This is a genomic window from Streptomyces sp. NPDC056883 (assembly GCF_042788835.1).
GTDB lineage: Bacteria > Actinomycetota > Actinomycetes > Streptomycetales > Streptomycetaceae > Streptomyces > Streptomyces stoeckheimensis.
Map to the genome: position 1 here is coordinate 472,076 of NZ_JBHUBS010000002.1, position 20,964 is coordinate 493,039.

Here is a 20,964-nt window from a genome sequence, read left to right on the forward strand (position 1 = left end):
TTCGAGCCTACTGAACCGACGAAGCAGGGGAGAACGATGAGCGCTCACGGCCACGTGGACCTCGGCCACACGGTGGCGGGCTGGACCGGCACCGCAATCGCCCTGGTGGGAAGCGCGGTGGCGGGCGCCGCTCTGTGCGTCTCCTGGACCCCCGGCATCTGGATCGGCCTGGGGGTCGTCGTGGTGGCGGGCATCGTCACCTGGCTCCTGCACCTCGCCGGCTGGGGCAAGCCGAGCGGTCCCCGGCCGGAGAGCCAGTGGGACTGGCGGGTCCGCGACACCGTCGCGCACTCCGGCCACGCCGACTGCCTGGGCTGCCGGCTCAGCGGGCCGCGGCGAGGTGCCGCAGCAGCCCCCGGCTCTCGATCCGCCGCGTCGTTGCCCGCTGCGGATAGCACCGCATGAACATCCGGGTGAAGTGCTCCCCGTAGTGGATCACCGCGGCCCCCTCGCCGCCGTCCCCGCCCCGCGGGCCCCCCGCCGGGTCGAGGGGGCGGATCCGGGCCCCGAAGCGCGGCTCGTGGAAGTAGGCGAGGGCGTACCGCTCCCGGTCCGCCAGCCGCACCCGGTGCGGGGTCGACAGCAGTGCGCCGCCGGTCATGAACTGGAGGATGTCCCCGGGGAACACGGTCAGCACCCGCGCCACGGGCCGTACGGGGGTCCAGCCTGGCCGGTCCTCGGCGAAGCCCGCCGTGCTCTCGCCCGGCAGCCAGTTGCGCGGGCGCTCCTCGCCCGGCACCGGAGGCCGTACGAAGAGCCCGCCCACCTCGTCCTGGGCGGCGATCACGAGCAGTCCGTAATCGGTATGGGCGCCGATGCCGCGCTCGGCGGTCCGCTCCGCGGCGGGGAAGCGCAGCACCCGCATGTGGTGCCAGCCGCCGCGGGTCAGGCCCGCGAGCCGGTCGATGCCGGCCGGTCCGAGGCCGAGCCCGAGGGCCACGAGCCTGAGCAGCCGCTCGCCGAGCCCGGCGACGCCCGTCAAGTAGGCCTCCATGGCCGCGCGGTAGCCGGGGGAGGGCCAGGGGACCGGGCCGTGGCAGGGCAGGCCCGCGGCCGCCGCCACGGGGATGTCGGGGGTGATGGTGAAGATCTCCGAGGCGTCCGGCCTTCCGTCCGTCACCTCCTCGCCTGAGGCGATGTACCCGCTGTACGAAGTGTCGTTGACGTACGCCGCCTTCTCCGCCGCGGGCCGGGCGAAGAACCGCCGGCTCGCCGCCAGCGCGGCCCGCGTGCGGGCCTCCTGCCGTCCGTCGGCGGCCACTTGGAAGATCCCGTCGCGCTGCCAGGCGCGGACCATCGCCCCGCCGAGCATGATGTCCGCCGTCGTTCCCGTGATCCGAGCCGGCACCCGGAACGTCGCGAGCTCGCCCATGTCCGTCCCCTCTCGAAGACTCCTCCGGAGCGCCCCGCCGAGAGCCCTTCCCGGGGCCCGTGCGAAGGCCTGTTCCCCCGATTCACGGACGGGACGGAGAAAGGTTCGAATATCCGGGAACACCCCGGTTGGCCGCGCTTGGCGTGTGCTCGGGCCGATCAATGGGCAGGATCGGGTCCGGCCGCATGTGCGGCCGGTGGAACGTTGTGAAGGATCAGTACAGATGGCAACAGGCACCGTGAAGTGGTTCAACTCTGAGAAGGGGTTCGGCTTCATTCAGCAGGACGACGGCGGCCCTGACGTGTTCGTCCACTTCTCCGCCATTCAGACGACCGGCTTCAAGGAGCTGGCCGAGGGCGCGAAGGTCGAGTACAGCGTGACCCAGGGTCCCAAGGGTCCTCAGGCGGAGCAGGTGGTCACCATCGGCTAGCGCCGCTTCACGAGTCCGGCCCGTGACGTGAGCCCCGCCCGGTGACCCGGCGGGGCTCACGCACGCCCGGCCCGGCCGGTAGCGTGGGCCGGATGATGACCGGCACGCCGGACACCCGGCTGATCGTGCTGCGCGGCAACTCCGCCGCGGGCAAGTCCTCCGTGGCGGAGGGCATCCGAGACCGCCACGGCCGGGGCGTCGCGCTCGTGGGCCAGGACAACCTGCGCCGCGTCGTCCTGCGGGAGCGGGACACCCCCGGCGCGGCGAACATCGGGCTCATCGGCAGCGTGGCGCGCTACGCGCTGGACCACGGCTTCCACGTGATCGTCGAGGGGATCCTCTACGCGGACCGCTACGGCCCCATGCTCGACGCCCTGCGCCGCGCCCACCGCGGGCCGACGCACTTCTACTACCTCGACGTGCCGTTCGAGGAGACCCTGCGGCGGCACGCGGGCAAGCCGCAGGCCGCCGAGTTCGGCGAGGCGGAGATGCGGGAGTGGTACCGCCCGCTCGACCTGCTGCCCGGCGACTGGGAGAGCGTCATCGGGGCGGAGCACTCGCTGGAGGACACCGTCACCCGGGTCATGGCCGAGACCGGGCTGGCGGTGGAGGGGGCGTAGCCCGTACCCGCCGACCCGGGGCGGCCTTGCCGCGACGGCTCATCCCGCCCGGTGCAGGGCGATGAGGAGCGGCCAGATCCGGTCCGCCAGCTCGGCCGGGTCCGCCAGGCCGGCGGGCAGGTCGCCGTGCAGCCAGTCCGCGAGCACGGCGGTGAAGGTGGCGGCCACGGCCGAAGCCACCAGCTCGGGGCGCGGGGCCCCCACCGCGGCGCGTTCGGCCCGGCTGCGCTCGCGCAGCTCCCGGTACAGGCGTTCGCCCAGCGGGCCGCCGCCGCCCGGCAGGAGCAGGGTGCGGTAGAGCGCCGCCCGGTCGGCCGCGCCGCCGAGGAAGGCGGCCAGCGCGGCCGGGGGGCGGGCCGGGGGAAGTGCGGACGGGTCCGTCTGCCAGGCGTGCAGGGCGTCGACCGCCGCGTGGACGACGTCGGCGCACGCGTCCACCGCGAGCGCGGTGAGGTCCTCGTAGTGCAGGTAGAACGTGGCCCGGCCGACGCCCGCCCGGCGTACCACCGCCGAGACGCTGACCTCGCCGAGCGGCCGGTCCGCGCACTCGGCGAGGAGGCTCTCGCGCAGCCGCTCCTTGGTGCGGGCGGTGCGGGGGTCGGTCCGGGCGGTCATCCGGCGAGCAGCGCCGCGCCCAGGGCGAGGGCTCCGGGCAGGGCCTGGGCGAAAAGGATGCGGCGGTTGGCGGTCGCGGCCCCGTACACCCCGGCGACGATCACGCAGACGAGGAAGAAGATCTGCGTGGCGAGCGAGTCGATGACGAGGGACCAGACCAGGCCGGCGGCGAGGAATCCGTTGTAGAGACCCTGGTTCGCGGCGAGCGGGGCGGTCAGGCGGGCCGTGTCGGCGTCGAATCCGTGCAGGGCGCGGCCGGGCGGTCGCTGCCACAGGAACATCTCCAGGACCAGGATGTACGCGTGCAGTGCGGCGACGAGGCCGATGAGGATCGTTGCGACCGTGTGCACGGCCACCTCCCTGGGGGTGGAGTGAGCCGAGGGCGGTCCCCGCGACTTCCTGGACAACTGTACAGGAAGTCGGGTCGCGGCCGGCAGTCCGCGGCGCGGCTACGCTGACCGCATGACTGCGCTCGTATATGAAGACTTCGCCCCCGGACGCCACCGCGAGGCCACGCTGATCCGGCACGCGCTCGGCAGCGTGCACGAAGAGGCCCTGGTCGCGGGCCTGGCGGGCGGTATCGGCTTCATGTACTTCGTGTTCGAGTACGCCGGCCGGCCGCCGATGCCGACGATCGTCGCCCAGGCCCACCCCGACCCCTGGGTCCAGGTCGCCCTGACCCGCCTGCGCATCCCGTACGAGGCCACGCGCAGCGCCAAGCCCCGCTGGCACCGGGTCGAGGCCGCGCTCGACGCCGGAGCCCCCGTGTTCTGCACCGTCGACCGGTCCGCCCTGCCCTGGCACGGACCCGCCCCGATGGCCGAACTGGCCGCCGCCGACCCGTACGTGGTGGCCGTGGTCGGCTACGACGGGGACACCTTCCAGGTCGACGACCCGGCAGCCGGCCTGGAGGGGGCGGGCGCACCGTACGCCATCGGCCGCGAAGAGTTCGGTGCGGCCTGGTCCGGGCACAAGAAGGGCCGCCACCAGATGGTGGTGACCACCGGGAAGCCCGCCGGCGAACCCGACCCGGAGGCGGCGATCGCCGCCACCGTCTCCCGCCTCACCGGGCCGGTGCTCGGCAACCACTTCGACGTCAACTTCGGCTTCTCCGGCATGGAGAAGTTCGCCGCGCAGCTGCGCGACACCACCACCAAGACGGGCTGGGAGCGCCGCTTCGCCACCCCCGAGGCCTTCGCCCTGGGGACGCAGCGGCTGTACGCCTGCCTGGAGGAGGAGTGGACCGCCCCGGGCGCCACCCGGCCGCTGTACGCGGACTTCCTCGACCTCGCCGGGCACGGTGAGGCGGCCGCGCTCTTCCGTGACTCCGGCCGGCAGTGGTCGCGGCTCGCGGAGCTGGCCCGTGCGGCGGATCCCGGGGCGGCCGCCGCGGGGCGGCGGGAGCTCTTCGACGCCTGCGCCGAGCTCGTGGACGGAGCCCTGGTGCTGGAGCGGCAGGCGGTCGGACTGCTGCCGGAGGCCGCGCCGGGAGAGTGATCGCGGTTCGAGGTCGCGGTTCGAGGTCGCGGTTCGGGGTCGCGGGTCGGGGTAGCGGGTCCCGCGTTAAAAGTTGAGTTGCTCAATTTTTGACGCGGTAAAACCCGTGGGCGTACGGTGGACAAACCGTCCCCGAGCACCCCTAAGGCCCCGTACCGCCCATGGAAATGACCCTCGTCTCGATCGTCGGCGTCAGCAGCATCGTCGCCGTCGCCGCCTTCTCGAAGCGGCTCGGCCTCGCCGCCCCGCTGAGCCTGGTGGTCGTCGGCATCGCCCTCAGCTTCGTACCGGGAGTGCCGACGCTCGCCATCCAGCCCGAGTGGGTCCTCGCGGGCGTGCTGCCACCCCTGCTCTATTCGACCGCCGTGAACATGCCCGCGTCGGACTTCCGCCGCAACATCAAGGCGATCAGCGGTCTCGCGGTCCTGCTCGTGGCCGTCACCACCCTCGGGGCGGGCTGGCTCTTCCACTGGCTCATGCCGGGCCTCGGCTGGCCCGCCGCCTTCGCCCTCGGCGCCGTGGTCAGCCCCACCGACGCCGTCGCCGCGACCTCCATGGGCAAACAGCTCGGCCTTCCGTCGCGGCTGCTGACCATGCTGGAGGGCGAGGGGCTCGTCAACGACGCCTCCGCGCTGGTGCTGCTGCGCTCCGCGATCGCGGCCATGGCCGGAACCGTCTCCCTGGCCGGGGTCGCCGGGAACTTCCTCTTCTCGGTGGCCCTCGCCACCGCCGTCGGCATCGTCGTCGGCCTCGTCAACGTCCGGGTCCGGGCCCTGCTCAAGGACAGCCTGCTGAACACGGCGATCTCCTTCGTCGTGCCCTTCGTCGCCTTCCTGCCGGCCGAGGAGTTCCACGCCTCCGGAGTCCTCGCGGTGGTCGTCGCGGGTCTGGTCACCGGTCACCAGGCGCCGCGCTTCCTGAGCGCCCAGGACCGGCTGGCCGAGGCCATGAACTGGCGCACCCTCGCCTTCCTGCTCGAAAGCGCGGTCTTCCTCCTGATGGGACTCGGTCTGAAGGGCCTCCTCGACGAGGTCGCCGCGGACGGCCTCAGCGCCTGGCGGGCCCTGTTCATCGGCCTCGCTGCCGCCGCCCTGGTCATCGTGGCGCGCATGGTGTTCGTCGCCCCGCTCATCGCCTCCCTGCGCAAGGACGCGCAGCGGGCCGCCGAGAAGAAGCCGCGGCTCGACTGGCTGATGGACCGGCTCGGCGCCCCGGAGGCCGAGCAGCCGGCCCATCCGCTGCGGCCCCGCCGGGAGCTGACGCCCCGCCGCAGGGAACAGATGAAGCAACGCGTCACCCGGGTCTCGGCCGACGTCGACTTCAAGGTCAACGAGAGCCTCGGCTGGCGCAGCGGTGTGGCCCTGGCCTGGGCCGGGATGCGCGGGGCGATCACCGTCGCCGCGGCCCAGACCCTGCCCGAGGACACCCCGTACCGCCCCCAGTTGCTGCTCATCGCCTTCGTGGTCGCCTCCAGCACCCTGTTGCTCCAGGGTCTGACCCTGCCCGCCGTCATCCGGAAGGCGAAGATCTCCGGCGACGACCCGGTCTGCTTCCGGGAGGAGTACGCGCGGCTGCTCGACGAGGTCGCCGCGGCCGGCCGGGCCGCGCTGGAGGAGCCGGGCCTCGTCCGGGCCGACGGCAGCCCGTACGCGCAGGAGGTCCTCGCCAAGGTCCGCGAGGACGCCCGCCTCGACCGAAAGGAGGGGGAGGGGAGCGTCCCCGTCGGCATCGACGGCGTGCGCGAACAGTACGTGGACCTGCGCCTCGGTGTGATCGCGGCCTCGCGGGACGCCGTCCTGGCCGCCCGCTCGACCGGGGTCTACAGCTCGCAGGCCATCAACCAGGCCCAGCAGGGGCTCGACCTGGACGAGGCCATGTTCCAGCGGCTGGGCGCCGCCACCCGGCACTGAGCCACCGGGCGGCGCGCCGCCGTCCGGCACCGTCGTTGCGCTCAGCCCTCCTCGACCCTGACCGCCGACACCGGGCAGGCGCGCGCCGCCTCCCGCAGCAGCGGGCTGCCGCCGCCGTCCTCGCGGCCCGGCAGCACCGCGCCGAAGCCGTCCTCGTCCTGGGTGAACACGCCCGGCGCGGTCAGGGCGCACTGTCCGGCCCCGATGCAGAGGTCCGTGTCGACGGAGACGCGGCTCGCGGGAGAGCCGGGGGGATGCGTCGGACTCACCGGGCTCACCACGCCACGGGGAGTTCGAGCATGCCCTGGACGGTGTCCCCGGGCTTGAACGGGATCCGGTCCGGCTCGGCCGCCAGCCGCAGGCCGGGGAGCCGTTCGAAGAGGGTGCCGAGCGCGATCTCCATCTCGGCGCGGGCCAGGTTCTGGCCCAGGCACTGGTGGATGCCGAAGCCGAAGGCCAGGTGGTGCCGGGTGGGCCGGTGCCAGTCCAGGGTGTCGGGCTCCGCGAAGACGGTCTCGTCGCGGTTGATCACGGAGGTGGAGAAGATCACCCCGTCGTCGGCGCGGACGGTCACCCCGCCGATCTCGATGTCCTCGGCCGCGACCCGGAGCATGCCGTCCGCGATCGACAGGAACCGCATCAGCTCCTCCACCGCCGCCGGCAGCAAGGACGGGTCGACGCGCAGCTCGGCCAGCTGCTCGGGGTGGCGGAGCAGCGTGAACGTACCCAGCGAGATCATGTTGGCCGTGGTCTCGTGCCCCGCGATGAGCAGGATCGCGGCCAGCGAGACCAGCTCCTCCACATCGGTCTCGCCGGTCTCCAGCCGCCGCACGATCAGCTCGTCCAGCAGCCCTTCGCCCGGGTGCTCGCGCTTGTGGCCGATGAGCTCGCGCAGATAGCCGTTGAGCTCCTCCCGGGCGTCCTCGACGTCGGCGAGTTCCGGGCCGCGCAGCAGCCGCCGGGACTGGCTCTCGAAGAACTCGTGGTCCGTGTACGGGACTCCGAGCAGGGCGCAGATCACCATCGACGGCACCGGCAGGGCGAAGGCGCCGACCAGTTCCGCGCGGGGTCCCGCGGCGATCATGTCATCGATCAGCCGGTCCACGGTCTCCTGGATCCGGGGGCGCAGGGCCGCGGTGCGTCCCAGGGAGAAGCTCGGGATCAGCATCCGGCGCTGCGTGTTGTGGACGGGGTCGTCGACGCCGAGCAGGGCGGCGCGCCGGTTGGTCAGACCCTTGAACCGCTGGGTGGGGGCGGGGAAGGAGACGTTCTGCCGGTCGGCGGAGAGCCGGCCGTCGGAGAGCAGGGCACGCGCCTCGGCGTGGCCGGAGACCACCCACACGGAGCGGCCGTCGAAGAGGGTGACCCGGGAGAGCGGCCGGCCCGTCCGCAGCGGCTCGTAGGCCGCCGGCGGGTGGTAGGGACAGGTCCGGTCCTGGGGGAAGGCAATGGTCTTCTCGGACATGCAGCACCTCGCACGCGATGGTTCCGTTTCGCCGGAATCCATTACATGCCTCAGGCACCTATCCGATCCACGTGACTTTCGGCCAGATCGTGCGCTTCGCCCGGATGGCGCAAGCGGTGCGATCAGAGGCGGGCGTCCAGGAAGAGCCGGAGCTCCTCCGCCGTCATCGGCCCCGCGTGCGTGGCCACCGGCTCGCCGCCTGCGATCAGGACGGTCGTCGGGGCCCCCGTCACCTCGTACCGCTTGGTCTGCGCGGGGCAGCGGGTGATGTCCACGCGCACCGCCGTCAGCCGGGTTCCGTACTCCTGCGCCAGTGCGGCGACGACCGTGTCCATCGCGCGGCAGGGCTCCAGGGCCTTCGGCCAGCTTCCGCAGAAGTAGGCGAGCACCGGCCCGTCCGTCATGCCGAGGATGAAGTCGAACTCCTGGTCCTCCAGTGGCTGGTGTACCCGACGAGCCATGAATGGTGCTCCGCTTCGTGCGCCGTGCGATCCGAACGGGTCCCATCATCCCTGCTGGGGGCCGTTGTCAGTGCCGTCTGTGAAGCTGACCGGTATGGACGACAGGATGCTCCGGCGCCGGGTCTACGGCGCCGACCACGACGACCCCGACCCGGGTCCGCTCCCGGGGCACGCCTACGGAGAGCTCGTGGGCGGGCCGCTCGACGGGCTGCTGCTCGACGTCACGGGGTGGAGCGCCCCGCAGCTCGCCGAGGAGGCCAGGCTCCCCACGGAGATAGGGCGCTACGGTCCCGGCGGCCGGGCCCACTACCGCCGTCGCGCCGCCGATCCCGGTCACTGGGACTGGACGGGCGACAGCCGCTGACGCCTCAGCCCGCCGCGTTGCGGCCGACCTTGCGGGCCCACAGCACCAGCGGGACCTGGAGCGGCAGCCTGCCCAGAGCCACGGCCCGCAGGGCGGGGGAGCGGTGGCGGGCATCGGCGGCCATCTTGACGTTCGCGGGGAACACGCCGACGAAGAAGGCCGCCGTCGCCAGCGCCGCGACCCGGCGGGTGCGCGGGTGGGCCACCCCGGCCGCGAGCGCGAGTTCCGCCGCGCCGCTCGCGTACGTCCACCGGCGCGGGCTGCCGGGCAGCGAGCGCGGCACGATCGCGTCGAACTGCTCGGGGACGACGGCGTGCGCCACCGCCGAGCCCGCCAGCAGACCGGCGAGCAGGAGCGGTGAGGAGGGTGTGCGCGGCATCGGGGATCCTCTCGGAGGGGCCTGGGCCCGGTGATCCTACTCGCCGGTAGCCGGGGGTGGGGCGGCGACCGGAATCCCCGTCGCCGCGCGCGTCCCGAAAATCTCCGAAGATTTTTCCGGGAAGCTGTCGATCCCGGCGTCTCCCGTTCGACGCAGGGGTGAGAGGCGGGGAAGGGCCCCGTCCTCCACCACCGAGGAGTCACCATGCCGCGCTTCCTTTCGATGATCCGCATCGACGAGCAGAACCTCACCCCGGACACCCCCTTCCCGGCCGACTTCAACGACCGCATGGGCGCCCTGATGGAGGAGATCACCAAGGCCGGGGTCATGCTCGACACCGCCGGCCTGCTCCCCACCTCCGAAGGGACCCGGGTCACCTGGTCCGGCGGAAAGCTCAGCTACACCGACGGACCCTTCACCGAGACCAAGGAGGTCGTCGGCGGGTACGCCCTCATGCAGTGCAAGGACAAGGACGAGGCGCTGGAGTGGACCAAGCGCTTCCTGGAGATCCACCCCGAGAACTGGACGGTCGGCGCCGAGCTCCGTCAGCTCGACGGAAGCTGACGGCCGGCGGCGCAGCTCGGAGCCGCACCCACCCGCGCCGTTTGCCCTGCCTCGTCACGGCTGCTCTGATGGGTAGCCGTGACGGCAGTGAGTACGACCCGAGCGGTCGAAGCGGTGTTCAGGATCGAGTCCGCGCGGATCATCGCGGGCGTCGCCCGGATCGTCCGCGACGTCGGCATCGCCGAGGAGATCACCCAGGACGCGCTGGTCGCTGCCCTGGAGCAGTGGCCGGCCTCCGGGGTGCCCGACAAGCCGGGGGCCTGGCTCATGGCCACCGCCAAACACCGGGCCATCGACCTCGTCCGCCGCAAGGAGACCTACGCGCGCAAACTCGCCGAGGTGGGCCGCACCCTGGAGGACGCGCCCCCGCCGGAGGACGATGCCGCGCTCGCGGACCCCGAGTCCATCGACGACGACCTGCTGCGGCTGATCTTCACCGCCTGCCACCCCGTCCTCGCCACCGACGCCCGGATCGCCCTGACCCTGCGGCTGATGGGCGGCCTGACGACCCAGGAGATCGCCCGCGCCTTCCTCTGCCCCGAACCGACCGTCGCCCAGCGGATCGTCCGGGCGAAGCGGGCGCTCGCGAAGGCCGCGGTGCCCTTCGAGGTCCCGTACGGAGCCGACCGCGAAGAGCGCCTCGCCTCCGTGCTGGAGGTCATCTACCTCGTCTTCAACGAGGGCTACTCCGCCACGGCCGGCGACGACCTCGTCCGCCCCGCCCTGTGCGAGGACGCCCTGCGCCTCGCCCGGGTCCTGGCCGGCCTGATGCCCAAGGAGCCCGAGGTGCACGGCCTGGCGGCGCTGCTGGAGTTCCAGGCCTCGCGCATCGCCACCCGCACCGGCCCGGACGGGGAGCCGGTGCTGCTCGCCGACCAGAACCGGTCCAAGTGGAACCGCCTGCTGATCCGGCGCGGCGTCGAAGCCCTGCACCGCGCGGGCACCGGCCCCTACTCCCTCCAGGCCGCCATCGCCGGCTGTCACGCCGACGCCGTCTGCTACGAGGACACCGACTGGCCCACGATCGCCGCCCTGTACGGACGGCTCGTCCTGCTGATCCCGTCACCCGTGATCGAGCTCAACCGGGCCGTCGCCGTTTCGATGGCCGAGGGCCCGGCGGCGGCGCTCCCCCTGGTCGACGCCCTGACGGAGGAACCGGCCCTGCGCTCCTACCACCTGCTGCCGAGCGTACGGGGAGACCTGCTGGAGCGGCTCGGCCGCCCGGCGGAGGCCCGCGCGGAGTTCGAACGCGCCGCCTCCCTCACGCGCAACGCCCGGGAACAGGCCCTGCTGCGCGCCCGCGCGGCCCGCCTCTGAGGCGCACCGTCGGGCGTCGCGCCGGGATCAGCCGCGGCGGGCGAAGGCCGCCACGTCGAGCGGGGTCCGCGCGGGCCGGCGCGGCGGGGTCAGCGCGATCGGGCGGCGGAACGATCCGTGGCGGGCGATCTCCCGGACCGTCTCGCGCAGGGCCTCCAGGAAACCGTCCATGGTGCGGCGGGCGGCGGGGGTGTCCGAGTAGATCGAGTTCATGTGCAGCCCCTCCGCGTCCCGCTGGAACCAGGAGCAGGCACCGTTGGCCTGGGCCGACCACACGTGGGAGGTGGGCCGCCAGTCCTCGTGGCGCTCGGCGCCCGGGCACTTGCGCATGTCGATGTAGGAGAAGAAGTTCACCGGGTACGGCCAGGAGCGGGCGGCGAACTCGCGGGGTGCGAGCAGCTCCCAGGCCCGTACGAACGGCACGTCGAGATGGCCGATCATCTCGTTGAAGCCCGCCCGCACCGAAGCCATCACCTGCTCGAAGTCCCGCCCGGGCGAGGCGTCGAACTCGATGGGCATGGTGTTGACGAACCAGCCGACCGAGTTGCCCCACCCGGCCCGGCCGCGCTCGCTCACCGGCATGAACCCCCGGTAGACCCCCGGCCCGCCCGCCTCGCGCAGACAGACCGCGACGGCGGCGAGCACGCCCATGAACGGCTTGCCGTCCACCGCCAGGCAGGCCTTCTCGAAGACCTCCGCCTCGGCGGCGTCCAGCAGCGGGGAGGCCTCGTTCACGATCGAGTACATCCGGCCCGGCTCCACGCCCAGTTCGAGCGGGAAGCGCGGGAAGAACTCGCCGCCGCCGCTCGCCATGAACTCCTTCCAGTAACCGAGACGTTCGTCGTGCTCATCGATGGAGAGGAACCGGCCGCGCTGCTCCTCGGCGAAGTCGAGATAGCTCGGCGCGGGCGTCGGGTCGGGCAACTCGCCGCGGCGCAGGGCCTCGTAGCCCCGCTCTACCTCCTGGACCACGATCGGCATCGACATGCCGTCGCAGACGATGTGGTCGAAGGCCAGGTAGACGGTGGCCGAGTCCTCGCGCAGGACGGCGCCCATCGTGAACAGCGGCCAGGACAGCGTGTCGATGCTCCGCTTGAACCGCTCCACCAGGAAGCGGGTCAGTTCCTCCGTGCGGTCGAAGGCGGCGACCGGGACGGTGTCCAGGGCCAGTTCGGAGGCGGGGATCGGGGCGCACGCCAACTCCCCGGCCAGGCGCCGGAACTCGCAGCGCAGCACCTCGTGGCGGCGTACGAACGCCAGCAGCGAGCCGGTCAGGGCGTCCTCGTCCAGCGGGCCCGCGACCTCGAAGGTGACGGCGATCCACGACGCGGTCGGGTCGTCGGCGGCGCGGCTCTCCTCGGCGACGGTGAAGTGCTTGTCCTGGTTGAAGGAGGCCCTCCTGTCCGCCGCGCCGTCCGCACCGTCCGGGCCGGGAGACTGCGCCCCGGCCGTGGACCGCAACCGCCACTCGACGACCCGGCCGGGTGCCATGTGGTGCATCTCCAGAGGAAACTGCCGCATTCCGTCATCCCTTCGACCCCCGAGTCAACCCCGAGCGCCTAACGACACCCGGGCCACGGAAGTGACGCGCGCCGGAGTGTTCACCGCAGGCGGCGCAGGAGCGCGCGCAGACCTTTCGGACGCGGATGGGGGCACGGATGCGGGCGTGAGGCTTCCTGCGCGTCGGGGACATCGGGTGCGTCCGGGCCGATGCTCTCGTCCACGGCCTCCGCGAGGCGGATCAAGAACGCGCGGAACTCGGCCTCGTCGTACGGGCGCCATCCCGGATACGGTTCGAACGCCGAGGCGAGCGGCGCGTCGGAGGCGACCGCCGCGCGCAGACCCGCCGCCTGCCGGCGCAGCGGTTCGCCGCTGATGGGGCTCTCCCGCAGGGCGACGGCGTAGCGCCGGACCAGATCCTCGTCGAGCGCCGAACCGTCGCTGTGGAACATCGCGTTGTACAGAATGCCGTTGACCAGTCCGGTCACCCACGGCTCGACCGCCATCACAAACCCTTCTCTCTCCGTGGACGCGCTCTGGCAGACTCGGCCCATGCCCACCGATTCCGTCGTCTGCGAGGTCCCCGAAGGCCTCGGTCTCATAGAGGTCACCGGGAACGACGGAGCCAGTCTGCTCCTGATCGGGGGCCGGCCCGCCCAACTGGAGGGCAGCGACTGCTGCGGCAGCATCGGCTGGCTGGCCTCGCGGGCCACCGGGCAGGACGCTCCCACCCCTGTGGAGGCCAAGGCGCTCACCGCATGGCTCGCCGCCTTCAGGGCGAAAGGCCGCCCACGCGATCGGGTAGGGTGCACGCTGTGCGTGGCGAGAACCAAGCGCGTACACCGTGTCGATCGAGAACCAAGACGGCACGGGCATTTCCAAGCTTTGCCGTACCAAACCGGGCTGGTTCCAACCCGGCTGGTGTTGATCGTGGAAGACCTGTCGAGTCGCTGACTCGTAGGCAGCGTGAGCCAGGAATCCCTCTGAATTTCAGCTGGGGGAGGGTTCAAAAACTGGAGGCCTACCCCGAGGTCGGGATCCAACACCTGATCATCAACCTGGCCGCCCCGGAGAGCCGCCGGCCCGGATGTTCCACTACATCCGGGATGGCGGCGAGGCGGCCCGGACAGGGCGCACTGGCTGACCGGGGCTCAGGCGAGGCAGAAGGCGGCTCCCGGGGCGCCTCAGCCCGCGGTCGTCTCCGGCGTGCCGTCGCCGTCGCTGCTGCCGTCCGTCGGCGTGGCGGACACGTCGTCGGGGCGCAGTTCGATGTGGTCCGCGGCCAGGTCCACCGCCACCCGGTGCTCCATGCCCAGGGCCTCCAGGAACTTCTGCGGGAGCTGCACGCGCCCCGTGCGGTCGAGCATCACGTACTCGCGCTCGCTCACCGACTCGGCGCCGTGCTCGTCGGTGACCGTACGGCGCAGCACCTCGCTGCTGGTGCGGCCGTCGCGCATCGCCACCGTGCGCCGGACCTCCCCCGCGACGAGCGGGTCGTGGGTCACGATGACCACGGTCGCGCCCAGTTCCCGGTTGACGGTGCGGAAGGCCTCGAAGATCGCCCCGCCCGTCTCGGAGTCCAGCTCACCGGTCGGCTCGTCGGCGAGCAGCACCGCCGGATCGTTCGCCATCGCCACCGCGATGGCCACCCGCTGCTGCTGGCCGCCGGACAGCTCGGCGGGGCGGCGGTTCGCCAGCTCGCCGATCTCCAGCGCTTCGAGGAGCTCGCCGGTCCGGACCGCGTGGCGCTTCGCGGCGGCCCGCCGGCTGCCCTTCAACTGCATCGGCAGGGCGATGTTCTGCGCCGTCGTCAGGAACGGCAGCAGGTTGCGGGCCGTCTGCTGCCAGACGAAGCCGACCGCCTCGCGCCGGTAGCGCAGCCGGTCGCGCGCCGACATCTCCAACAGGTCGTAGCCGCCGACGCTGGCGGTGCCGGCCGTGGGCACGTCCAGCCCCGCGAGGATGTTCAGGAGCGTGGACTTCCCGCTGCCCGACGCGCCGACCAGGGCCATCAGATCGCCCTGCGCCACGGTCAGTTCCAGTCCCTGCAGGGCCTGTACCTCGACCCCGTCCGTACTGAAGATCCGTACGAGGCGGTCGCAGGCGATGGCCGTGTCCGCGCCGTGCCGGCGGGGCTCGGCGGCGGCCAGGGCCTGCCGCTGCAGCTCCTCGTAGGTGGGCTGATCGCTGTTCACCGCTGGTCTCCCGCTCTCAACTCGGTCGTGATCTGTCGCCTGCCGGAGATCGCCGCCTCCGCGAGCACGGCCCCCGCGACGAGGGCGGCCAGGCCCAGTGCCTGGATCAGTACGGGCGTGACGAGGACCTGCAGACCGGTCGGCACCCGGGTGCCGACCAGCGTGGACAGGTCCAGTGCCGGACCCAGCAGCGCGACGGTGCCCGCCGCGAGCAGTGCGCCGCCCAGCGCGGCGGCCAGTGCCAGGGGAACCGACTCCACCAGGATCAGCAGGATGCCCTGCCGGGGCCGCAGGCCCATGGTGCGCAGCCGCGCGAGCAGTGCCGCGCGGTCGGGGGCGGCCCGGACCAGGGTCAGCAGGACCGCCAGCAGCGCGAAGCCCGCGGCACCGGCCAGGGAGGCCCAGAACAGCCGCTCGGCGGAGCGCTGGAGCGGGTCGGAGCCCAGTTCGGCGGTCGCGGCGGAGCTGGTACGGACGCGGTAGCGCTCCTCGCCTGCCGTCGGGTCCGCGGTGCGGACCGCCTGCTCCAGCCGGTGCTGGTCGACGTCGCCGAGCGCGAACCAGGCGTTGGGCAGCCCCATCTGCGGTATCGCGGCCATCACCTGGGCGGCGGGCAGCACCACGGTGGTGGACCTGGCGCCGGGACGGGCGGGGGTGCCGTCGATGACTCCGACGGTCGTGAGCTTCAGCTCCCCGCCGTTGTCGAGCCGCAGCCGGAAGCCGGAGGTGTCGTCGTCGGCGAGGTCCCGGCTGATCAGCGCGGGCACCGTCGCGCCCGAGGTGCCCGCCGCTCCGGTCGCCAGGAGCGCCGGATCGAACCGGCCCCTGCCGGTCGCCGCGGACAGCTTCGCGTACTCCACCGGGTCCGCGACGATCACCGAGATCTGGGTGCTGCCCGTCTTGGTGCCGTAGAGGAACACGTTATCGTCGCTCCACACCTTCACCGAGGACCGTACGCCGGGCAGCGCGTCGGCCGCCGTCGTCAGGGACTCCGGGAGCGCGGCGCCGCCCGGCCCCGCGAGCTGTGCGTCACCGCCGACGGCCGCACGGGCCGCCGCGACGCGGGCGTCGGCCACCGCGGTCAGCACCGTGGCACCGAAGCCCCCGGTGGTGATGGCCAGCAGCATCGCGATCAGCGGCAGTACGGACGGACGGGCCCGGCCCCCGGTGCCCCGCGCGGCGCGCGCCAGCCCGAGGAAGCCGATCAGCCCCGGACCCCGCCCGGCCGCCCGGGCCAACGCCCCGACCAGGGCGGGCTGGAGCCGGGCCAGCAGCAGGCCGCCGCAGAGCGCGAGCAGCAGCGGAGCGGCGATGAGCAGCGGGTCCACCCCGGCGCCCGCCGGAGCGACCCCACGCGAGCGGACCTCGAACACGGCGGCCGCGGTGGCCGCCAGGGCGAGCAGTTCGGCGACCAGCCGCCGCCGGGGACCCGGCGGGCGCTTCGGCGACAGCAGCACGAAGGCCCGTACGGGGACGGCCAGCAGCGCCAGGAGCGTGGCGGCCGAAGCGGCCAGCACGGTGCCCGCGGAGCGGGGGGTCGGCAGCAGGACCACGGCGAGCACCGACGCGAGGGCGGCGGCCGGCAGGACGGTGACGGCGTTCTCCGCGAGCAGCCGGCGCACGATGCCCGCGCGGGAACCGCCGCGGGCCAGCAGGAGCCGCAGTTCGGCCTCCCGCCGGTCCCCGGTGAGTCCGGCCGCCAGGCAGAACACCACGAACGCCACTCCGGCCACCCCGGCCGGGCCCATCGCGGCGAGCGGCGTGGCCGCCTGACGCCGGGCCTCGGCGAGGGCGAACTGCTCGGGGAGGCGGGAAGTGAACCGCAGATCACTCCGACGGGTCTCCTGCGTGAGACGCGTCGCGGTCGGACCGCTGAGGTACGAGGCGACGGCCTTGGCGGTGGCCGGGAGCAGGTCGGCCCGCAGCGTCCCGGTGTCCACCGGGATCCGCCAGAAGTCCTTGCTGTCCCCTTCGCCCCACTCGGGGAGCGGGTCGAGTGCCTCCGCGCCGACGAGGGCCTCGGTCCGCCAGAACGCCGAGGGAGGCTGGGTCGTGGTCATGTTCAGGCAGGCACGGAGCAGGCAGGTGAAGTCGGTCCAGTAGTCCTCGGCCTCGTCGTTCGCGACGTAGAGACCGACGACCTCCGCCTTCATCGTGGTCAGCGCCTGGCTCTCCAGCACCATGCCGACCCGGATGCCGATGGTCTTCGCGGCGCTCTGCGACAGCACGATGGGTATGGGGCTGCCGGGAGCAGGGGCGGGAGCGCCCGGCCAGCGTCCTTCCACCAGGCGTACGTGTTCGGAGGCCGTGCGCAGGTGGTGGAGGCCCAACTGGGGAGGAACCCCGTCGGGGGCGGCCAGGCCGCGGTTGGCCAGCGACCGGGGACCCGCGGAGGTCCCGTGGACGGGGCCGTCGGGTGCGACGGCGAAACCCGGGGCGGTACGGGAGACCAGGGTCGCCAGCACCTCGTCCAGGTTCTGCGGGCTCTGCTCGCCGTAGCGGGGGCGCGCGGTGACGTACAGGCTGGTCTGCGCCGGCCCGCGCGACTCCAGGAAGGAGCGCAGCGCCTGGTCGGTGCCCCGGTCCATGGCACGGGGCAGGGCCGCGGAGAGCAGGACGGCGACGAAGGCCAGGGCCGCGCCGAGCAGGGAGCTCAGCGGGGTCGCGCGCAGCCGGGTCCGCACCCAGGGCGCGGGCGGGGGCACGGGCCGGCGGGCGGAATCCCGGGGGGCCCGCGGGTCGGCCCCGCCCGGGGCACGCCGGTCGGCGTCGGTAGCGGCCGGCCCGGTCATATGTCCTCCACGTGCCGCAGCCGGTCGGCCGGCTTCGAGCGGTTCTGATTGCGCCGCCCGCCGAAGACCGCCGACAGCAGCGGTACGGCGGCGACGGCGGCGGCGAGCAGCAGGGTCCGCACCGCGGGCAGGTCCACCAGCACCCCGGGCTCCGGCCGGCCGGCGGCCGGGGTCAGCACGGTCAGCGGCACGACGAGGTGCACGATGACCACACCCAGACCCACCCCGACCGCGGTGCCGAGCCCGACCAGCAGGCAGCTCTCGGCGGTGGCCGTCCGGGCCAGGTCACGGCGCCGGGCACCCAGCGCCGTCAGCACCGAGAACTCCCGGGCCCGCTCCCGGGCGGCGGCCGCGGCGGAGGCGGCGAAGCCGATCGCCGCGAGCACCGCGCAGGCTGCCGCGAGCGCGGCCAGCGCCCCCTGCGGGCCCGCACTGAGCGGGTCGTCCAGCAGGGTCGCGGCCACCTCCTCGCGCAGCCGCACCTGCTGGGAGCCCGCGCCGGAGCGCAGTTCCGCGGCGGCGCGGGCCGGGGCCGGGTCGTCGGCGGAGGCGGCCGGCAGCCACCATTCGCCGGGCGTCGGCAGCTCCCGGCCGCCCGCCGCGAGCAGGCGCGCGGCGGTGTCCAGGTCGACGGCGATCGCGGTGTCGCCGGCCACGGGCAGGGTGCCGACCGCGGCGGTGACCCGGACCGGGAAGGTGACGTCGTCCAGCTTGACCGGCACCAGATCGCCCACGGCCCCGCCGATCGCGGACAGGTACGCCCGGGTGGCGATCCCCGGAATCTCGGCGGCCGGAGCGGGACCCGGCGTCAGATTGGCCTGGACGCCGCCGCGTTCGCCGGAACCGTCCCGGTAACGCAGCTTGACCGGGGCCGGGCCGCTCGGCGCGGGATCGGAGCCCGGGAGCAGTTCGGCGGCCGGGGAGCCGTCCTTGAGCTGGGGGGCCGACAGCTTCCAGTCGGATGCGGGCATCGCGACCGGCGCCGCCGCACCGTCCCGGGTCTGGGCGACCGCGAGGCTCCGTACGCTCAGCTCGTCGAAGATCTTCACCGTGGTGGCGGGCTTGCCGGAGCCGTCACCCGCATCGGTGTCCGCATCGGTCCCGGGGAGCGGGCCTTCGCGGTCGTACGAGAGCACGAGCCCGGCCAGGCTGAGCGGGGTGGCGGCCGACCCGATGGGGGCGCCGAGCATCGAGCCGGTGTGCACCGACACGGTGGCGTCGCCGTTCTCCGGGAGCTGCACCATCGCGGCCCGGTAGGTGATGCCGAACCGGTCGCGCAGCAGCAGCCCGAGACCGGGGCGGCCGCCCGCACCGGTGGAGTGCACGGAGACCGAGAGGTCGATGCGCTGCGGCTGGCCGGGGAGGGGGATGCCGGTGGCCGGGGAGGAGGGGGAGGCGGGGGCGGGGGCCAGCGGGGCGAACAGCTCCCGCATGCTGCGCCCGTCGCGCAGGTCGGCCCGCAGCGCGAGCCGGTCGGCGGCGGCCGCCGCGTCGAGCGCCATCAGCTGGCCGGGGCGCCCGCCCGGCAGCTCCTGCCGGGTGCGCAGCACCGGCAGGATGCGGTCCCCGCCGGGCAGCGCCGCGTACCGGCCGCCCCGGCCCAGCGCGGGCAAGTCGCTGTTGGAGATCAGCAGGCCCCCGGCGGTCGTGAAATCGGCCTGGTCACGCTGGGATTCGGACCACGCGGTGTGCTGACCCAGTGCCAGCACCCCGCTGGAGACGGCGAGCACGAGCAGCAGCACCGGACCCGTGGCCCGGCCCGGGCGGCGGGCCAGTTGCCAGCCGACGAGCGCCGGACCCAGACCCCGGCCCCGGGCGGCGACCCGCGCGCCGAGCCGCGCCGCGAAGGGCAGCAGCCGCAGCACCAGCAGGGTGCCCGCGCACAGCGCCAGCGTCGGGGCGGCGACCAGCACCGGGTCCACGCCGAACAGCCCGTCGGAGCGTGCGGCCGGGCCGGAGCCGCCGGCGCCGTAGCGGGAGAGCTGCTCGTAGGCGAGTACGGCCAGGGCCACCAGCGCCAGGTCCGCGCCGGAGCGGGCCGCGCCGGCGACGAGCGCCTGGCGGCGGCCGGTCCGGTGCAGGGCGGCCGCGGCGGCGCCCCGCAGGACGACCGGGAGGGTGGTCAGCAGGACGCACCCGAGGGCGCAGCCCGCGGCGACGGGCCAGAGCAGCCAGCTCCGGGTGACCGTGAACGGGACGTGCGCCAACGAGCCGTAGCCGCCGAGCAGGCGCAGCAGCGGCGGGGTCAGCAGCGGAGCGAGGAGGGCGGCGGGCAGCGCCAGCAGCAGCGACTGGGCCGCGGTGAGGACACCGAGCCGGCCGCGGGAGGCGCCGCGCGCCGCGAGCAGGGCGCGCTCGCCCTCCTGGCGCTCCGTCAGCAGGTGCGAGACGAGCAGCAGCGCAGCCCCGGCGAGCACCGCCAGTTGCAGCGCGCCGACCAGCAGGGTGGAGCGGGCGACGGTCAGGCCCGACCGCAACTCCCCGAGCAGCACCGGAAGCTCGGTCGACGGGGCGAGCCCGGAGCCGGCCTGGAGCGCCTTCAAGGCCCCGGCGGTCCGGCCGTGGACGGCTTCGGCGCCGGCCGCGTCCACGGTGGAGAAGTCGGCGGTGAGGAGGATGCCGCGGCTGTCCTGGACCAGCCCGCCCGCGGTGAAGGCGGAATCGTCCACCAGCAGGGGCCCGTAGGTGGTGAATCCGGCGACCTGGAGACCGCGCGCACCGAGCGGATCGAGCCGCCAGTACGGGGAGTCAGGGTCGGCCGCCCGGTAGACGCCGGTCACCAGCACGGTCAGCGGGGAGCCGCCGTACCGGTCGTCCAGCCGCACCTGCGCGGGCAGGGCTCCCTCGGCGAGCCCGAGCCGGTCCAGCGCCGCCTTCGGCACGGCCACGGGAACCGGACCGCTCCGATCGGAGACCGGTCCCGCGACGGGCTGAGGCCAGGTGCCCGCGAGGAGCCGTACGCGGTCCTTGGCGAAGGCGGCCAGCAGGGTCAGATCGGAGTCCTTGCCGGGGGTGCGCGGGCCGGGCAGTCCGTACGAACGGCTGCGCGCCACGCTCTCGGCACCGGCCGGGAGGGGGCCGAACAGCTCGCGCGCGAAGCCCCGTACCGCCTCGTCGTCCTTGGCACGGCCGGCCGCCGGGTGGGAACCGGTGACCAGGACGGTGCTGCGTGCGAGACCGGGGCCCTGGAGGGCCTGGCGCAGTCCGGCGTCGCCCACTCCGCGGGTGAAGGCGAAGAGCGCGGTGAGCACGGTCGTGGTGATCAAAACGGTGAGCAGTACGGCGGCTGCGAGCGGCAATCGCCCGCGCAGCCGGCGCACGACGAAGCCGAGCATGTGCCTGTTCCTCCCCCGCACCGGACTGGTAGCCCCGGATACCGGACGATGCTGCCAGATTCGAACAGATAGCGGAAGGGACTTGCGTGAGTGGTGCAACGGATGAACAAATCGTGCGGGGCGGGACCGCAAGAACGCCGTTTTCGGC

21 protein-coding genes are annotated in these 20,964 nt (G+C 73.8%); 9 read left to right on the forward strand and 12 right to left on the reverse strand.

All coding sequences use genetic code 11. The features are described 5' to 3' along the window. Positions 1-36 precede the first annotated feature (36 nt). Entirely contained in the window at positions 37-405 is a 369-nt protein-coding gene (locus tag ACFRU2_RS07490) for an HGxxPAAW family protein (RefSeq protein WP_351372871.1), read from the forward strand. On the opposite strand, the gene ACFRU2_RS07495 is transcribed toward ACFRU2_RS07490, so the two are convergent. Beyond that, complete coding sequence (locus ACFRU2_RS07495) at positions 323-1,372, reverse strand: 2-oxoglutarate and iron-dependent oxygenase domain-containing protein (RefSeq protein ID WP_382968841.1); 1,050 nt, start codon at positions 1,370-1,372, stop codon at positions 323-325. The two genes, ACFRU2_RS07490 and ACFRU2_RS07495, sit on opposite strands and share 83 nt — an antisense overlap. Positions 1,373-1,595: 223 nt before the next feature. Here ACFRU2_RS07495 and ACFRU2_RS07500 point away from each other — a divergent pair, with 223 nt between their 5' ends. Further along, a complete protein-coding gene (locus ACFRU2_RS07500) occupies positions 1,596-1,802 on the forward strand; it encodes a cold-shock protein (protein ID WP_250739345.1) in 207 nt (68 codons plus the stop codon). A 95-nt stretch (positions 1,803-1,897) separates the two neighbouring features. Then, the gene (locus tag ACFRU2_RS07505) at positions 1,898-2,422 is read left to right on the forward strand and encodes a kinase (protein WP_382969598.1); all 525 of its coding nucleotides are present in this window, start codon (positions 1,898-1,900) and stop codon (positions 2,420-2,422) included. Between the two features lie 39 nt (positions 2,423-2,461). On the opposite strand, the gene ACFRU2_RS07510 is transcribed toward ACFRU2_RS07505, so the two are convergent. Together ACFRU2_RS07510 and ACFRU2_RS07515 are read right to left on the reverse strand one after the other, a co-directional pair. Next, positions 2,462-3,037 (reverse strand): TetR/AcrR family transcriptional regulator, encoded by a 576-nt coding sequence (locus ACFRU2_RS07510; protein WP_382968844.1) that lies wholly within the window; start codon positions 3,035-3,037, stop codon positions 2,462-2,464. Next, entirely contained in the window at positions 3,034-3,387 is a 354-nt protein-coding gene (locus ACFRU2_RS07515) for a DUF1304 domain-containing protein (RefSeq protein WP_274547246.1), read from the reverse strand. Before ACFRU2_RS07515 ends, ACFRU2_RS07510 begins: the two co-directional genes overlap by 4 nt. A gap of 112 nt (positions 3,388-3,499) precedes the next feature. Between ACFRU2_RS07515 and ACFRU2_RS07520 the strand changes: the two genes are divergently transcribed. Continuing rightward, a complete protein-coding gene (locus ACFRU2_RS07520; protein ID WP_382968847.1) occupies positions 3,500-4,534 on the forward strand; it encodes a BtrH N-terminal domain-containing protein in 1,035 nt (344 codons plus the stop codon). 161 nt (positions 4,535-4,695) lie between these two features. Continuing rightward, positions 4,696-6,444, forward strand: coding sequence for a cation:proton antiporter (locus tag ACFRU2_RS07525; RefSeq protein ID WP_382968850.1), 1,749 nt, complete (start codon positions 4,696-4,698; stop codon positions 6,442-6,444). Between the two features lie 41 nt (positions 6,445-6,485). Here ACFRU2_RS07525 and ACFRU2_RS07530 read toward each other — a convergent pair whose 3' ends face one another. The 3 genes from ACFRU2_RS07530 to ACFRU2_RS07540 all read right to left on the reverse strand — a co-directional run bounded on the left by ACFRU2_RS07530 (position 6,486) and on the right by ACFRU2_RS07540 (position 8,370). Beyond that, positions 6,486-6,713 (reverse strand): ferredoxin, encoded by a 228-nt coding sequence (locus tag ACFRU2_RS07530; RefSeq protein ID WP_382968853.1) that lies wholly within the window; start codon positions 6,711-6,713, stop codon positions 6,486-6,488. Between the two features lie 5 nt (positions 6,714-6,718). After that, complete coding sequence (locus ACFRU2_RS07535; protein WP_382968856.1) at positions 6,719-7,909, reverse strand: cytochrome P450; 1,191 nt, start codon at positions 7,907-7,909, stop codon at positions 6,719-6,721. 122 nt (positions 7,910-8,031) lie between these two features. Further along, positions 8,032-8,370 carry a thioredoxin family protein gene (locus ACFRU2_RS07540; RefSeq protein ID WP_382968859.1) on the reverse strand — a complete coding sequence of 113 codons (339 nt, stop codon included), beginning with the start codon at positions 8,368-8,370 and terminating at the stop codon, positions 8,032-8,034. A 94-nt stretch (positions 8,371-8,464) separates the two neighbouring features. Here ACFRU2_RS07540 and ACFRU2_RS07545 point away from each other — a divergent pair, with 94 nt between their 5' ends. After that, complete coding sequence (locus tag ACFRU2_RS07545) at positions 8,465-8,734, forward strand: hypothetical protein (RefSeq protein ID WP_382968861.1); 270 nt, start codon at positions 8,465-8,467, stop codon at positions 8,732-8,734. A gap of 4 nt (positions 8,735-8,738) precedes the next feature. Here ACFRU2_RS07545 and ACFRU2_RS07550 read toward each other — a convergent pair whose 3' ends face one another. After that, positions 8,739-9,113 carry a hypothetical protein gene (locus ACFRU2_RS07550; protein ID WP_382968863.1) on the reverse strand — a complete coding sequence of 125 codons (375 nt, stop codon included), beginning with the start codon at positions 9,111-9,113 and terminating at the stop codon, positions 8,739-8,741. 204 nt (positions 9,114-9,317) lie between these two features. Between ACFRU2_RS07550 and ACFRU2_RS07555 the strand changes: the two genes are divergently transcribed. Both ACFRU2_RS07555 and ACFRU2_RS07560 read left to right on the forward strand, forming a co-directional pair. Beyond that, positions 9,318-9,677, forward strand: coding sequence for a YciI family protein (locus tag ACFRU2_RS07555; RefSeq protein WP_327251158.1), 360 nt, complete (start codon positions 9,318-9,320; stop codon positions 9,675-9,677). A gap of 87 nt (positions 9,678-9,764) precedes the next feature. After that, positions 9,765-10,994: an RNA polymerase sigma factor gene (locus ACFRU2_RS07560; protein WP_382968866.1), complete on the forward strand. Its 1,230-nt coding sequence runs from the start codon at positions 9,765-9,767 to the stop codon at positions 10,992-10,994. Positions 10,995-11,021: 27 nt separating this feature from the next. Here the strand turns inward: ACFRU2_RS07560 and ACFRU2_RS07565 are convergent, their stop codons facing one another. Both ACFRU2_RS07565 and ACFRU2_RS07570 read right to left on the reverse strand, forming a co-directional pair. Beyond that, on the reverse strand, positions 11,022-12,515 hold the full coding sequence (locus ACFRU2_RS07565; RefSeq protein ID WP_382968869.1) for a condensation domain-containing protein: 1,494 nt from the start codon (positions 12,513-12,515) through the stop codon (positions 11,022-11,024). An 80-nt stretch (positions 12,516-12,595) separates the two neighbouring features. Beyond that, positions 12,596-13,000: a hypothetical protein gene (locus ACFRU2_RS07570; RefSeq protein ID WP_382968871.1), complete on the reverse strand. Its 405-nt coding sequence runs from the start codon at positions 12,998-13,000 to the stop codon at positions 12,596-12,598. A gap of 46 nt (positions 13,001-13,046) precedes the next feature. On the opposite strand from ACFRU2_RS07570, the gene ACFRU2_RS07575 reads away from it, so the two are divergent. Then, complete coding sequence (locus ACFRU2_RS07575) at positions 13,047-13,448, forward strand: hypothetical protein (protein ID WP_382968874.1); 402 nt, start codon at positions 13,047-13,049, stop codon at positions 13,446-13,448. Between the two features lie 230 nt (positions 13,449-13,678). Here ACFRU2_RS07575 and ACFRU2_RS07580 read toward each other — a convergent pair whose 3' ends face one another. Genes ACFRU2_RS07580 through ACFRU2_RS07590 form a run of 3 tightly spaced genes read right to left on the reverse strand, consistent with a single transcriptional unit; the run spans position 13,679 to position 20,816 of the window. Then, complete coding sequence (locus ACFRU2_RS07580; RefSeq protein WP_382968877.1) at positions 13,679-14,689, reverse strand: ABC transporter ATP-binding protein; 1,011 nt, start codon at positions 14,687-14,689, stop codon at positions 13,679-13,681. Then, entirely contained in the window at positions 14,686-17,481 is a 2,796-nt protein-coding gene (locus tag ACFRU2_RS07585; protein WP_382968879.1) for a hypothetical protein, read from the reverse strand. The genes ACFRU2_RS07580 and ACFRU2_RS07585 overlap by 4 nt, the downstream gene beginning before the upstream one ends. After that, on the reverse strand, positions 17,478-20,816 hold the full coding sequence (locus ACFRU2_RS07590) for an FtsX-like permease family protein (protein ID WP_382968881.1): 3,339 nt from the start codon (positions 20,814-20,816) through the stop codon (positions 17,478-17,480). The genes ACFRU2_RS07585 and ACFRU2_RS07590 overlap by 4 nt, the downstream gene beginning before the upstream one ends. Between the last annotated feature and the right edge of the window lie 148 nt (positions 20,817-20,964).